The organism is Rathayibacter sp. PhB152, from assembly GCF_003751395.1.
GTDB lineage: Bacteria > Actinomycetota > Actinomycetes > Actinomycetales > Microbacteriaceae > Rathayibacter > Rathayibacter festucae.
Genome location: NZ_RJUT01000005.1, coordinates 134,832 through 149,031, shown reverse-complemented (window position 1 = coordinate 149,031; position 14,200 = coordinate 134,832). Strand labels below are relative to the sequence as shown.

Here is a 14,200-nt window from a genome sequence, read left to right as displayed (position 1 = left end):
CGCCGGCCGAGCAGCGTCCACCGCACCTGCTGGTCGAGCAACCGCGCAGCGGCCACACCTCGAGCTGATCGAGCAGCCGCGCAGCGGCCGCGTCTCATGTTGGTCGAGTAGCCGCGTAGCGGCGTATCGAGACACACGCGCCTCCAGCGCACAGTCCCGCCCACCGTGCACGAGAGAGCACGGATCTCGGGGCGCCTGGTGTGCGGGCCCTCGCTGAGCGCCAGCGAGCGCGCCGGAGACGACACGACCTTGTGAGTCGACGAAGCCTCACGTACCGTGACGTCCCGTCGGGCTTCGAGAGCTCGATGACCGCAGGGTCACGATTCGATCAATGGAGATAGAACATGAAGAAGAAGTACGGGGCGATTCTCGTCTCAGGGGCCGTCACCGCGGCACTCGCCTTCGGAGGCGCGACGACCGCGTCGGCGTTCCCGATCTACGAGGACGCGGACTACCGCGGGTACGCCTACCAGGCGACATGGGGTCAGAAGGACGGCCTCGGCTCGGTCAATCGGAAGGCGTCGTCGCTCAAGGCCCCGCAAGAGGGAAAGATCTTCTGGGAGAACCGCGGGTATTCAGGTCGTTCGATCGGTCTGCAAGGGGACGTCTCGGCTCTGTCGAGCCGCACCGATGGCTTGAACTGGCTGGAGACCTGGAACGACCGGATCCAGAGCTACAACTAGTGGACGGTCGACGACGGCGCCCCGGCGGACGAATCCTCCGGGGCGCCCTGGGCGCCTTCGCCTCTCTGGCGGTTCTTTGCGGCTGCGCTGTCGGCGCGACGAAGCCCGACGACTCCGCGCATGCCTACCTGGACTCGGTCAGCGGCGAGATCGTCATGCCGCTGGACGAGTACGCGTTCTACGGGAGGCATGCCGACCACCAGGTCTTCAAGGCAGCTGCGCGGGCGGTGATCGTCGAGTGCGTGAAGTCGAAAGGGTTCACCACCTCTCCCGCCCGCACACAGCCCGACCCGGCGACCGACCTCGATGACCGGACGTTCGGACTCTGGGAGGAGCAGCGCGCAGCGCGCTACGGCTTCGACTTCGCGACGTCGCCGATGGACATCGCGCTGGAGAACGCCCGAGCGGCCGGTGGCGTGCAGTGGTCCGCAGCGTACGACGCCTGCAATCAGGATGACGAATCGGTGGTCGACGCGATGGGTGCCGTCACTCCGCCGCAGGACGAACGCCTCAACAGTGTCGTCTCCCGCTTGGAGAGCGAAGCGCGGACGAAGGCCCGCAAGGACGAGCGCTGGCATCGCGCCCGCGAGCCGTGGGAGCAGTGCCTGAAGGACGCCGGGCTCACCCCCCAGACAGGCGAGGACTACCTGACGGAGCAGTCCTACGCACTGCTGGGGAACGAAGGAGCGGGGAGCAGCGAGGAGGGGATCCGGCTCGCCTCGATCGAGGCCCGATGCAACACCGAGAGCCGACTGACCCAGACGCTCGCCGACCTCGAAGCCGCGTACCAGCAGCCGCTGATGGACGCAAACCAGGCCGCCCTGAACCGGGAGAAGGAGCGCAAGCAGCAGCTCCTCGAGGCCGCGCGCGAGTACATCGCCGCGCACGGCTGACGGAGGGGTGCTGACAGTGCGAGCAGTCGAGAGCAGCGGAGTACTGCGGCGAGGAGAGCCCGATGACCGCGGAAGGGATGCGATGACCAGCCCGTGGCAGCGCACTGGCGCTCGAACCCTCGGCGGTGTCGTCGGCGCTCTCCTCACCGTCGCGGTTCTGAATGGCTGCACTGCCGGTGCAGTCGAACCCGACGACTCGGCGCACGCCTACCTGGACTCGGTCAGCGGGGAGATCGTCATGCCGTTGAACGAGTACGCGTTCTACGGGCGGCACGCCGACGAGCAGGTCTTCGATACGGCGGCGGAAGCCGTGGTCGGAGAGTGCATGAGAGAGAAGGGCTTCACCTATTCCGTCGCTCGCACTCCGGCCGACCCGACGACCGACCTCGACGACCGGACCTTCGGGATGTGGCACGAGCTGCGCGCGGAGCGCTACGGATTCGGCTCCGCGGACTCCCCACTGGACGTCGCGCTGGAGCAGGCACGCGCGGTCGGCGGGATGCAATGGTCCGCGGCGCGGGACGCCTGCTACGAAGACGACGAATCCGTGAGGACGGCGATGGATACCGTCAACCCGCGGCAGGACGAGTACTTGAACAGTCTCGCCTCCCGCCTGGAGAGCGAGGCGCTGACGAGAGCGCAGAAGGACGAACGGTGGCAGCGCGCCCGCGAACCGTGGGAGCAGTGCCTGAAGGAGGCCGGGCTCACTCCCGAATCCGGGGAGCACTACAGGTCGAAGCAGTCGAACGCCCTGCCGGAGTCGTACGGGGGGAGCGGCAGCGAGGAAGGGATCCGGCTCGCCTCGATCGAGGCCCGGTGCAACACCGAGAGCCGGCTGACACAGACGCTCGCCGACCTCGAAGCCGCGTACCAGCAGCCCCTGATCGAGGCGAATCAGGCGGCGTTGAACGAGGAGAAGGAGCGCAAGCAGGAGCTCCTCGGGGCCGCACGCGCGTACATCGCCGCGCATGGTTGACGGCGGGGGTGCAGTGCCGAGCAGCACGCGGCTCCGGCGCATCGAGCACCCTTTGCGGGCGGTCGTCGCGGCCCTGGTCCTGCTCGGCTCGATCACGGCCTCCTTCCTGACCGGGCTCCTGGTGCAGGCGCCGGACCACGGACCCGGAGAGCAGGCGCAGCAGACGATCCGGGTCACCGCGCCAGTGGAGCGACGGGTCGTCGATTCCCGCACGGCGTTCGCCGGCAGCGTCGTCGCCGGGAGCGAGCAGGCGCTCAGCACGATCCCCTCGGGAGTCCCGGCCGTCGTCACGCGGCGGACCGTCGACGTCGGCGACGTGGTCGGACCCGGGACTCTCGTCGGCGCCGTCTCGGGCCGTCCCGTCTTCGCCCTGCCCGCACCGCTGGCGCTCTACCGCGATCTGCGCACCGAGGACGAGGGCGACGACGTCTCCTCCCTCCAGCGCGCGCTCCGCGAGACCGGGGCGGACGTCGAGGTGACGGGCTGGGTGGACTGGCGGACCACTGCCGCCGTGACGGAGCTCTTCGTCGACAACGGCTTCCCCGCGCCCACCGCCGCCGCCCCCGAGACGGTGGAAGCGTCGCCGACCGATCCTGACCCGTCGGAGCCCGCCTCCTCCCCGACGCCCGAGGTGCAGCAGCCCCGCGTCGTCCGGCCCCCGGGTCCGCTCATCCCCTCCGCGAGCTTCGTCGCGCTGGCAGCGGCCGAGGCGACCGTGACCAGCGCCCTCCCGCTCGGCGCGACGGTCACGGCTGAGGCCCCGCTGGTCCGGGTCCGCACCTCTCCGAACACCGTCTCGTTCCGGGCCGACGCGGTGAGCGCTGCGACGCTGACCGACGGGCAGGAGGTGAGCATCCAGGCCGACACCCGGCAGCTCGCCGGAACGATCACGGCGATCGGGGAGTTCGGCGAGGCCTCGGACGGCAAGGCACCGGGCCGGGACGTCACGGTCGTCTCGGCCGATCCCGCCTTCGCCGGGCTCTCGCCGGGACTGAGCGTCACCGTCCTTCCGGAGGCCGAGCACGAGGAGTCCCTCGCGGTGCCGACGGTCGCCCTCCGGCAGGACGCCGAGGGGACTTTCGTCCTCGTGCCGGACGACGCCGAGGCGGACGCCGGACCGGAGCGGCCGGAGCCCCGGCGCGTGCCCGTCACCGTCGACTACTCGGGGAACGGCTGGACCGCGATCGCCGGCGACGTCCTCCCGCCCGGGAGCGAGGTGATCCTGCAGTGACCGTCGGCACGCCTCCCGCGCCGGCCGCCCTCGAGCTGACCGGGATCACGCGGACCTTCGGCGCCGACCCCGCGACCGGCATCCGGGACATCGGCGTCACCGTGCGGCAGGGGGAGTTCGTCGCGATCGTCGGTCCGTCCGGCTCGGGCAAGAGCACGCTGCTGAACGTCCTCGGCCTGCTCGACACTCCGACGGCGGGCAGCTACCGCGTCTTCGGGACGGAGGTCGCCTCCCTGCGCGAGCGCGAGCGCGACCGCCTCCGGTCCCGGGTCTTCGGATTCGTCTTCCAGCAGTCGTTCGTCCTCGGCGACGTCTCCGCACTGCACAACGCGGCCCTCGGACTGCGCACGCAGCGCGTCCCGCTCGCGGAGCGCGGCACCCGGGCGCTGGACGCCCTCGCCCGGCTCGGAGTGGAGGCGAGGGCGCACGCCGCCGGGCGGGTCCTCTCCGGCGGTGAGCAGCAGCGTCTCGCCCTCGCGCGCGCCATCGCCACCCGGCCGCGGATCGTCCTCGCCGACGAGCCGACCGGCAATCTCGACCGGGCAAACGGGACGGCGGTGCTCGACTACCTGCGCGACCTCCACTCCGGCGGGGTCACCGTCGTCCTGATCACCCACGACGAGACGATCGCGGCGGCCGCGGATCGGACGATCCGCATCGTCGACGGCACCGTCGACCCGACCACGGCAGCCTCGCCGCGAGCAGGAGCGCAGAGAGCCGCGGAGGAGGGCGGTGCCGAGGAGGAGGGTGCCGAGGAGGCGGAACCGTCGCGCAGGAGTCCTCACCGCTGGGTCACGGCGCTCGCCGACGACCTCGGCGACGCCGTCGACGTCGTCACCACCCGGCTGGCTCGGACCCTGTTCCTCCTGCTCGCATTCGCGCTGGGCATCGGCGGTCTGGTCGCCTCCATCGGGGTCAGCGAGAGCGCCTCCGGGAGCGTCGCGGACCGGCTGAGCGCGGCCGCCCTCGACGAGGTGCGCGTCACGGTCCCCGGCGGCACGGGTCTCCTGCGCGACGACGATCGTCGCCTCTCCGAGTGGATCGCTTCGGCGTCGTCTCTGCCGCGGGTCACCGGAGTCGGCTCCGCGTCCGTGGCGTCGGGAGGCACCGCCTCGATCCAGCGCCTCTCGCCGACCGAGCCGGAGAGGGGATCGCCGCTGAGGCTGATGTCCGCCTCCTCCGACTACCTGCGGCTCACCGGCGCATCGCCCGTGGGTCCGGACACCTTCGGACTCCTCGACGACCGGTCGCTGCGCGGGATCGCGATCGTCGGCCATGACGCGGCGGCGACGCTCGAGCTCCCTCCTCCAGGACCCGGCTGCCGGCTCTGGGTGAACGGCCGCACGGTCGACGTCGTCGGCGTCCTCGACGCCGGGCCTCGCCAGGCCGACCTCACCGACTCGGTGATCGTCTCCCCCGATGTCCTCGAGGGCGCGGCGGACGTCGCGACGGCACTTCTGATCCGCACCGAGCCCGGGTACCCCGCCGCCGTCGCGGAGGCGGTCCCCCTTCGGCTCGACGCCGCGAACCCCGGACGGTTCGGCGTCGAGACCGTCGCCGACCTCCGCGATCTCCGGACGGGCATCGGCAGCGACCTCGGCGCCCTGATCGCGCTGATCTCCCTCATCCTGCTCCTCCTCGCCACGATCAGCGCCGCCACGACCCTCCACCTCTCCGTGCAGGCGAGAGCGCATGAGATCGCACTGCGCCGGGCCGTCGGCGCCAGCAGGACCGCGGTCGGACGTCTCTTCCTCGCCGAGGGCCTCCTCATCGGCCTCCTCGGCGGAGCGGTGGGCGTGGCCGTCGGGAGTGCCGCGACCCTCGTCATCGCCGGGCTGCAGGGCTGGACCCCGGTCCTCGAGTCCTGGCTGCCTGCGGCGGGGCTCGGCGTCGGACTCCTGACGGGACTCGCCGCGTCGACGATCCCCGCCTGGACGGCGAGCCGCCAGGACCCGGCGCTCGCGCTGCGCGCCCGGTGACCCCTGCCGGTCGAGTGGCCGCACAGCGGCGTCTCGAGACCCGCCCACTCCGGAGCGCGAGCCCGGTGGCTCCGCTCTCGGTGACAGTGGATCTCGATACGCCCGCTGCGCGGGCTACTCGATCAGCATGCAGGGGCTGCTGCGCGGGCTACTCGATCGGCATGGAGGGCCTGCTCCGCGGGCTACACGATCATCAGGGGGTTCCCGCTCCGCGGGCTGCACGACCAGTGTGCGGGGGCGGCCGTGCCGGCGGCGGACTCGCGCCTCATGCTGGTCGAGTAGCCGCGCAGCGGCGTATCGAGACCCATCCCCTCCAGAACCCAGGTCCGACGGCTGAGCTCTCGGGGACGGTGGATCTCGATACGCCCGCTGCGCGGGCTACTCGATCAGCATGCAAGCGGGTCAGGCCTCGCCGGGGAGGGCCTGGCGGAGGACGATGCGGGTCCAGGCGCCGACGTAGACGCGGTCGCCCTCCTCGATCTCGCGGCGCTGGCCGGTGGGGATCGGGGTCTGCGGCAGCGGAGCGCCGGCCGCGGCGAGGTAGGTGCCGTTGGCGGACTGCAGGTCCTCGACCCACCAGCGGTAGCCGTCGGTGTTGAGCTGGCAGTGGCGGCGGGAGACGCCGGAGTCGGTGCCGCAGTCGATCTGCGGCGAGATGCCGCGCGAGACGGAGGGCCGGCCGACGAGCACGGAGCGCTCGCGCAGCACGACGATCGTCGGCGGGCCGGCCGAGGGCATCGGGTCCTCGGCGCGCTGCTCCGCGTACCAGTCGGGGTCGACCCAGATCTCGGCGATCCAGGGGTCGCCCTCCTCCGAGGCCGCGGGCACGGCGGGCGCGGCCGTCGGCGTGCTCCCGGTGACCTCGCTGATCACCTCGGTGGCGGGCGCGGCGGGCGGCGCGGTCGCGACGGGCACGTCGAACCCCGCCTCCTCCTCCGGAACGAGCGCGGGCGGCGCACCGGGAGCGGCCGGAGCGGGCGCCTCGCCCAGGTGGGCGGCCGGATCGCCGGCCGGCGTGGCGGAGCCGCCGACCTCGCCGGGTGCGCGGACCGCGCCCGACTCGGTGAACGGGTCGGCCTCGGGGAGCGAGCCGGTGGTGAAGTCGTAGCCGCAGTTCTCGCAGAACAGCGCGCCGGCCTCGTTGGGGTACGAGCAGTTCGGGCAGACGGCGGGACCGGTCGGGATCGCCGTGGTCGGGTCGGCGGCGCGCGGCGCGGGGGCGGACGGCGCGGCGGGCGCGATCGGCGCACCGCAGACGTCGCAGTAGTCGCCGGACTGGGAGGTGTGCCCCTCCGGGCAGCGGTAGCTCACTTGCGCACCCGGGTGGTCTTCGTCGAGGCGGTGTCGAGCGCCATCTCGTCCAGGCGGGCGACACCGCGCTTCAGACGGACCGTCCCCTCGTTCGGGTCGTCGATCTCGACGACCTTGCGCAGCTTCGCGGTCGCCTCGTCGTTGCCGGTCGCGGCGGCGAGCTGCACCGCGCGGCCGAGCTTGACGGTCGCGGTGGCGTCGTCGCCGACGGCCTTCGCGGCGAGGCCGTCCTGGATCGCGGAGGCGAGCTCGGTCTGGCCGGTGTAGTGCGCGACGGCGGGATCGATCCGGGCGGTGAGCGCCGAGTCGTCGGTCCAGCGGGCCTTGACCAGCGCGGAGGCGACGACCTCGTCGCGCACGCTGAGCTGCACGCGGGCGGCGAGCTGCTCGGCGCCGACCGGCTTCGAGGCGACCCGGACGGCCACGTGGTACTCCCGCGACTCGTCGCCCCAGGCGCCGGTCGGGTAGGAGCCGGTCAGCGGGTTGACCGAGGTGCGACGCGAGCTGAGGTCCTCGAGATTCGGCGCGACCTGGCGGACGAAGAGCAGCTGCGACCCCTGCGGGGTCCAGACGCGCAGCTCGCCGTCGGCGACGCCGCGGCCCATCGACGCCTGGATCAGCTGCTCGAAGTCGGCGGCCATGTCGGCCGGGTTCGCGATCAGGCCCATGGTGCCGAGCAGCGCGCTGGCGATGGTGCGCGCCTCCTCGACGACCCAGCGGGAGCCGACGCCGCGGACGTCGCACTGGAAGACGCCGCCGGCCGCGCGGATCGCCGCGTCGAGCTGCATCCGCGACTCGTGCTCGTTCTTGCCGTCGGTGAGCAGGATGGCGTGCCGCTGCTTCGCCTCGGGGACGCTGGAGAAGAGCTGGCGAGCGAGGGTCAGCCAGGTGCCCATCGCGGTGCCGCCGTCGGCCTGGAGGAAGCCGATGGCCTCCTTCGCGGCCGCGCGGGCGCCGGGCTCCATCCGCACCATCGAGACGGAGGCGTTGGGGTACGGGAAGGCGCGGTCGGCGCGCTCGGAGCCGGCGACGACGGCGAAGAAGGTGCCGTCGAGGATCTGGTCGACCGCCACGGCGGCGGCGCGCTTGGCCGCGGTCATGTTCTCGCCGGTCATCGACCCCGAGCAGTCGACGATGATGATCTCGGCGGCCGCTCCGTCGCTGCCGGCCGCGCCGGTGCCCGAGGCGGTCACCGTCACGATCGCGTGCACATCCGTCGCGCCGTCCGAGAGGAACTCGTTCTGAAAGACACTCGCGCTGAACTCCGCCATTCGGCCAGTTTATTGTGCTGCCTGGGCGCGACGGCCCTCCTCCTCGCCGGATGCGCAGCAACCGTCGGGCAGCCGGCCCCTCCCCCGACCGGCGCGGGCTTCGACTACCAGCTCGGCGGAAGCTACCCGCCGGCCGACGGCGTCGAGCTCGTCGTCCGCGACCGCGAGGCCGAGCCCGCGCCCGGCGTGTACTCGGTCTGCTACGTCAACGCGTTCCAGACGCAGCCCGGCGAGGAGGCGGAGTGGGAGTCGCGCCCGGAGCTGCTGCTCCGGGACGCAGCAGGCGAGCCGGTCACCGACCCGGACTGGCCGGACGAGACGCTCCTCGACGTGTCGACGGCGGCGAAGCGGGAGGCGCTGCTCGAGGTGGTCGGGCCGTGGCTGGAGGGCTGCGCCGAGAGCGGCTTCGACGCCGTCGAGGCCGACAACCTCGACTCCGCCACCCGCTCGGAGGGGCTGCTGACCGACGACGACACGGCGGCGTTCGCGCGTGATCTCGTCGACGCCGCGCACCGGGCCGGGCTCGCGATCGGCCAGAAGAACGCGGCCGAGCGGGCGGAGGAGATGCGCGAGCTCGGCTTCGACTTCGCGATCACGGAGGAGTGCGAGGTGTTCACCGAGTGCGACGCCTACACGGACGTCTACGGCGAGCGGGTGTACGAGGTGGAGTACACGGACGTCGACGATGCGGACGCGGTCTTCGCGCGGGCGTGCGCGCGCGGCGACGGCATCGGCGTGCTGCTGCGCGACCGCGACCTGCTCACGCCGGAGGACGAGGGGTACGTCTCGGAGCGGTGCTGAGGCACGAGAGAGTCTGCACGGCGAGAATCCAGCCCGACCTCGGGCCGTTCGGCGGGTCAGGCGGACGGGAAGGACGGGACCGCCGAGGCCGGGCGGGCCGCCTCCCACCAGGCCGCGTGGCGGAGCACGTCGAGGTCGGCGAAGCGGCGGCCGGAGATCTGCAGGCCGATCGCGCGACCGTCGGCTGTGCGGCCGGCGTTGATGCTCGCGGCCGGCTGGCCGGACATGTTGTAGGGCAGCGTGAAGGCGATGTGCGCCATCCCGCGGTCCTCGTGTCCCCACGGCATCGGCCACTCGGCCGGGAACGCGGCGACCGGGGCGACGGGAGACAGGACCGCGTCGAACGGCAGGGTCGCCTCGACGGTGCGGCGCCGCAGCTCGCTGATCGCCTCCGTCGCCTCGAGCACGCGCCGACCGGAGACGTCCGCCCCGCCGTGCACCCAGGTGGTGATGAAGGGGAGGGCGCGCGCCTTCGCCTCGGTCGGGAGGTCGTAGTAGGTGCGCCAGAACCGCACGCGCCAGAACAGGTCGACCTGCTCGAGCACGCCGTCGTCGATGAACGGGGGCAGCGCGACGACCTCCGCGCCGGCGTCGGAGTAGGCGTCGGCGGCGGCGAGCACCGCCGCGCGGATCTCGGGGTCGAGGGGCATGCCCGCGCCGGCGTCCGTGTGCACGCCGATCCGGGTGCCGCGCACGTCGAGCCCGAGGTCGTCCCACGCGATCGCCTCGGGCGGCAGCGAGGTGTAGTCGCGCGCGTCGGGGCGGGACAGCACCGACATCGCGAGCGCGACGTCGGCGACCGACTGCGCGAGCGGGCCGGCGGCGCGGCCCTGGTAGGGGTTGTCCAGCGGGATGCGGCCGTCGCTCGGCTTGAGCGTCGCGAGGCCGAGCCAGGCGGCAGGCAGCCGCACGGAGCCGCCGATGTCGGTGCCGACGTGGAAGGTGCCGAAGCCGGCCGCCGCTGCGGCGCCCGCACCCGAGGACGAGCCGCCGACGGTGAGGGCGGGGTCGAGCGGGCTGCGGGTGATGCCGTGCGCACTCGAGACACCGGAGGAGAGCATCCCCCAGTCGGGCATCGTGGTGGAGCCGACGATGACGGCCCCCGCCTCCTTGAGACGGGCCACGATCGGCGAGTCCTCGCGGGGCACGACGGCGGCGGCCGCCGCGGTGCCGGCGCGGGCGGGCAGGCCGGCGCGGGAGAGGTTCTCCTTGACCGTGACTGGCACACCGTCGAGGGGGCCGAGCGGCTCCCCCGCGCGCCGGCGCCGCTCGCTCGCGGTGGCCTGAGCGCGCACATCCGCCGGGTCGAGGTCGCTGAAGGCGTTGATCGCGCTCTCGCGCACGGCGATGTCGGCGAGGATCTCGTCCGCCACATCGACGGGCGAGAGCTCCCCCGAGGCGAAGGCGGCGGCGAGGCGCGCGCCGTCGTAGCGCGAGAGGGCGGTCGAGACGGAGGTGTCGGTCATCGGATCTCCTGGCGGTGGCGGATCGAGGGCGTCGCAGCGATCAGCGCCCGGGTGTAGTCGTCGGCGGGGTTCTCGTAGATCTCGCGGGTCGAGCCCTGCTCGACGATCTCGCCGCTGCGCATCACGGCGACGCGGTCGCAGAGGTAGCGGACGACGCCGAGGTCGTGCGAGACGAAGATCAGGGTCAGCCGGTACTCCTCGACCAGGTCGGCGAGAAGGTTGAGCACCTGGGCGCGCACCGAGACGTCGAGGGCGCTCACCGGCTCGTCGGCGACGAGGATCCTCGGCCGGCAGACCAGGGCCCGCGCGATCGAGATGCGCTGGCGCTGCCCGCCCGAGAACTGGTGCGGGTAGCGGTCGACGGAGTCGGCGGGCAGGCCGACCGCGCGGATCATCTCGGCGACGCGCGCCTCCCGCTCGGCCTTCGGCACGGCGGCGCCGGTGTTCGCGGCGTTGAGCAGCGGCTCCGCGACGATGTCGCCGACGCGCATCCGCGGGTCGAGCGAGGCCATCGGGTCCTGGAACACGATCTGGAGGCTGCTGCGCAGCTCGGCGAGATCGGCGCGGCGGTGCGTGGTCAGATCGCGGCCGACGACCTCGATCGCTCCGGCGGTCGGGGTGTCGAGACCCGAGAGGATCCGCAGCAGGGTCGACTTGCCGGAGCCGGACTCCCCCACGATGCCGAAGCGGTCGCCCGCGCGGATCTCGAAGTCGAGTCCGCGGAGGGCCTCGACCTTCTGCGGTGCGGCGAAGAGGGAGGAGCGGCCGCGCGTGTAGGTCTTGGTCAGCCCGGAGGCGCGCACGACGGCCGGCGCCGCGGGGGCGGCTTCGCGCTCGGCGCGGCCCGCGTCCATCCGCGCGACCGAGCGACCCGGGGTGTAGCCCTCGGCGGTGGCGACGGTGAAGAGACGCCCGGCCGCGTCGGTCGCGTCGAGGTCGGAAGCGGCGAGCAGGCCGCGGGTGTACGGGTGCTCGGGCCGGGTGAAGACGCGATCGATCGGCCCCTCCTCGACCACGACTCCGGCGTTCATCACGAGCACCCGGTCGCAGGTCTCGCCGACCACGGCGAGGTCGTGGGTGATGAAGAGGAGCCCGGTGTCGCGCTGCGAGACGGTGCGCAGCACGAGGTCGAGCACCTGCTTCTGCACCGTGACGTCGAGCGCGGTCGTCGGCTCGTCGGCGACGAGCAGCGCCGGATCGTTGGCGAGCGCGATGGCGAGCACGACGCGCTGCCGCTGACCGCCGGAGAGCTGGTGCGGGTAGGCGCGCGCCGCCTCCTCCGGCGAGGGCAGCCCGACGTCGGCGAGCATCTCGACCGCGCGGCGGCGCGCGGCGCGGCGGTCGGGCTGGGTGCGGTGGATCTCCATCGCCTCCGCGATCTGGCGGCCGACCCGCATCAGCGGATTGAGCGCGGTCATGGGCTCCTGGAACACCATCGCCACGGCGGAGCCGCGGAGGCGGGCGGCCTCCCGCTCGCCCAGGCCGACGATGTCGGTGTCGGCGCCGCCGACCCGCACGCGGCCCGTCGCGGTGACGGTGTCCGGCAGCAGGCCCATGACGGCGAGCGAGGTGAGGGACTTGCCGGAGCCCGACTCGCCGATCAGGCCGACGCGCTCGCCGGCGCCGATGCGGAACGTGAGGTCGTCGACGAGGAGGCGCTCGCCGGCGCGCACCGAGAGACCGGCGACGTCGAGGGCGGACGGCTGTGCTTCGGGCGTGCGGGACTCGGGCATCAGCGGTTCCTCATCTTCGGGTCGAAGCGGTCGCGCAGACCGTCGCCGAGCAGGTTGAAGCCGAGGACCGCGATCGCGATCGCCAGGCCGGGCACGATCGCCAGGTAGTCGTAGGCGCCGAGGAACTGCTGCGAGTCCTGCAGCATCCGGCCCCAGGAGGGGGTCGGCGGCTTCGTGCCGAGCCCCAGGAACGACAGCCCCGCCTCGGCGAGCACCGCGATGCCGAAGTTGACCGAGCACTGCACGACGAGAAGGCCGGCGATGTTCGGCAGCACGTGGCGGATCGCGATGGCGAACCCGGAGCGGTTCGCCGCGCGCGCGGCGAAGACGTAGTCCGTCCCCATCACCTGGAGGGTGCCGGCCCGGGCCACCCGGGCGAACGCCGGGGCCGCGCCGATGCCGAGGGCGACCATCGCGGTCGTGGTGTCCGCCCCGAAGACGGCGCCGAAGACGATCGCGAGCAGCAGCCCGGGGAACGCCATCACGACATCGCTGCCGCCCATGATCAGCGAGCCGACGCGCTTGGGCCGCATCCCCGCGAGGATCCCGAGCGGGACGCCGAGGATCGCCGCGATCGCGACCGCGACGGTGCCGACCAGCAGGGTGATCTGCGCGCCGACCATGATCTGGGACAGGACGTCGCGACCGTAGCGATCGGTGCCCAGGAGGTGCGCCGGGCCGGGGAACAGCAGCCGGTCCCCCGGGACGGAGCGCTCCGGGTCGTACGGGGTCCAGACCAGCGAGACGAGCGCGACGACCAGCACGAGCAGGATCAGCGCGGCGCCGATCCAGAGCTGGGCGTCCGCACCGAGGCGCGATCGGCGGAAGCGGCCGGGGACCTTCGGGATCAGCGTGGTCCGCGGCGGGACCGAGCGGCCGGCCGGCGAGCCGGTGCCGGGCGGGAGCGTGGCGGTCATGCGGCCCTCCTGAGTCGGGGATCGAGGAACGTGAAGGCGAGGTCGACCAGGAAGTTGATCGCCACGATCGCGACGACCAGCACGGCGACCACGGCCTGCACCGCGAGCAGGTCGCGGTTGCCGACCGAGTCGACGAGATAGCTGCCGAGACCGGGGATGCTGAAGACGCGCTCGATCACGACAGCGCCGATGAAGAGTCCCGCGAGCTGGACGCCGACGATCGTGAGGACAGGGATTCCCGCGTTGCGCAGCCCGTGCTTGACCAGAGCGGCGCCCGCGGTGAGCCCCTTCGAACGGGCGGTGCGGAGGAAGTCCTCGCGCATGATCTCCAGGACGGCCGAGCGCACGTACCGGGTCAGGATCGAGGCCTGCACCGAGCCGAGCGCGATCGCCGGCAGCGCGATGTGCGAGAGGAACTCCGGGTCCGAGGGCGGCACCCACCCGCCGGAGGGGAACCAGCGCAGGTCGATCGCGAACACCGCGACGAGCAGCACGCCGACCAGGAAGTTCGGCACCGCGACGCCGAGCTGCGAGACGCCCGAGATGACGACTCCCGAGGCGTGCCGCTGCCGCATCGCGGCCAGGGTGCCCAGCGGGATCGCGACGACCAGGGCGATCAGCATCGCGACCACCACCAGGATCAGCGTCACCTGGAACCGGTCGGAGACGATCGGCGAGATGTCCTGCCCGCTCACGTAGGAGGTGCCGAAGTCGCCGCGGACGAGTCCGCCGAGCCAGTCCAGGTACTGCACGACGAGCGGAGCGTCGGTCCCGTTCGCGTCCCGCCAGGCGGCGAGCTGCTCAGGAGTGGCATCGATGCCGAGCGCGACCGTGGCGGGGTCGCCGGGCATCACCCGCAGCAGGAGGAAGACGACGATCGTCGAGACGAGGACGGTGGCGAGGAAGTTGCCGACGAGGGCGAGCATCCGCAGCGCCATG

The 14,200-nt window shown here is 72.8% G+C and carries 12 protein-coding genes; 6 read left to right on the top strand and 6 right to left on the bottom strand.

Going from position 1 to position 14,200, the window contains the following annotated elements; translation table 11 throughout:
• The first annotated feature begins 344 nt into the window (after positions 1–344).
• The 5 genes from EDF36_RS13605 to EDF36_RS13585 all read left to right on the top strand — a co-directional run bounded on the left by EDF36_RS13605 (position 345) and on the right by EDF36_RS13585 (position 5,762).
• Positions 345–683 carry a hypothetical protein gene (locus EDF36_RS13605; RefSeq protein ID WP_123733447.1) on the top strand — a complete coding sequence of 113 codons (339 nt, stop codon included), beginning with the start codon at positions 345–347 and terminating at the stop codon, positions 681–683.
• A complete protein-coding gene (locus EDF36_RS13600; RefSeq protein WP_123733446.1) occupies positions 683–1,576 on the top strand; it encodes a hypothetical protein in 894 nt (297 codons plus the stop codon). The genes EDF36_RS13605 and EDF36_RS13600 overlap by 1 nt, the downstream gene beginning before the upstream one ends.
• Positions 1,577–1,658: 82 nt before the next feature.
• Positions 1,659–2,552 (top strand): hypothetical protein, encoded by an 894-nt coding sequence (locus EDF36_RS13595; RefSeq protein ID WP_123733445.1) that lies wholly within the window; start codon positions 1,659–1,661, stop codon positions 2,550–2,552.
• The gene (locus EDF36_RS13590) at positions 2,545–3,783 is read left to right on the top strand and encodes a hypothetical protein (protein ID WP_221181664.1); all 1,239 of its coding nucleotides are present in this window, start codon (positions 2,545–2,547) and stop codon (positions 3,781–3,783) included. The genes EDF36_RS13595 and EDF36_RS13590 overlap by 8 nt, the downstream gene beginning before the upstream one ends.
• Positions 3,780–5,762, top strand: a complete 1,983-nt coding sequence (locus EDF36_RS13585) for an ATP-binding cassette domain-containing protein (protein WP_123733443.1) — start codon at positions 3,780–3,782, stop codon at positions 5,760–5,762. The genes EDF36_RS13590 and EDF36_RS13585 overlap by 4 nt, the downstream gene beginning before the upstream one ends.
• Positions 5,763–6,164: 402 nt before the next feature.
• On the opposite strand, the gene EDF36_RS13580 is transcribed toward EDF36_RS13585, so the two are convergent.
• Positions 6,165–7,073 (bottom strand): FHA domain-containing protein, encoded by a 909-nt coding sequence (locus EDF36_RS13580; RefSeq protein WP_123733442.1) that lies wholly within the window; start codon positions 7,071–7,073, stop codon positions 6,165–6,167.
• Complete coding sequence (locus EDF36_RS13575) at positions 7,070–8,344, bottom strand: VWA domain-containing protein (protein WP_123733441.1); 1,275 nt, start codon at positions 8,342–8,344, stop codon at positions 7,070–7,072. The genes EDF36_RS13580 and EDF36_RS13575 overlap by 4 nt, the downstream gene beginning before the upstream one ends.
• A gap of 12 nt (positions 8,345–8,356) precedes the next feature.
• Between EDF36_RS13575 and EDF36_RS13570 the strand changes: the two genes are divergently transcribed.
• A complete protein-coding gene (locus EDF36_RS13570) occupies positions 8,357–9,145 on the top strand; it encodes an endo alpha-1,4 polygalactosaminidase (protein WP_123733440.1) in 789 nt (262 codons plus the stop codon).
• A gap of 56 nt (positions 9,146–9,201) precedes the next feature.
• Here the strand turns inward: EDF36_RS13570 and EDF36_RS13565 are convergent, their stop codons facing one another.
• From EDF36_RS13565 to EDF36_RS13550, 4 genes are read right to left on the bottom strand one after another with little or no spacing between them, the layout of a single operon-like run.
• Positions 9,202–10,611: an amidase gene (locus EDF36_RS13565; RefSeq protein WP_123733439.1), complete on the bottom strand. Its 1,410-nt coding sequence runs from the start codon at positions 10,609–10,611 to the stop codon at positions 9,202–9,204.
• A complete protein-coding gene (locus EDF36_RS13560) occupies positions 10,608–12,344 on the bottom strand; it encodes an ABC transporter ATP-binding protein (protein ID WP_123733438.1) in 1,737 nt (578 codons plus the stop codon). The genes EDF36_RS13565 and EDF36_RS13560 overlap by 4 nt, the downstream gene beginning before the upstream one ends.
• Positions 12,344–13,261 (bottom strand): ABC transporter permease, encoded by a 918-nt coding sequence (locus tag EDF36_RS13555; protein WP_123701922.1) that lies wholly within the window; start codon positions 13,259–13,261, stop codon positions 12,344–12,346. The genes EDF36_RS13560 and EDF36_RS13555 overlap by 1 nt, the downstream gene beginning before the upstream one ends.
• Positions 13,258–14,199 (bottom strand): ABC transporter permease, encoded by a 942-nt coding sequence (locus EDF36_RS13550; protein WP_123733437.1) that lies wholly within the window; start codon positions 14,197–14,199, stop codon positions 13,258–13,260. The genes EDF36_RS13555 and EDF36_RS13550 overlap by 4 nt, the downstream gene beginning before the upstream one ends.
• Position 14,200 lies beyond the last annotated feature (1 nt).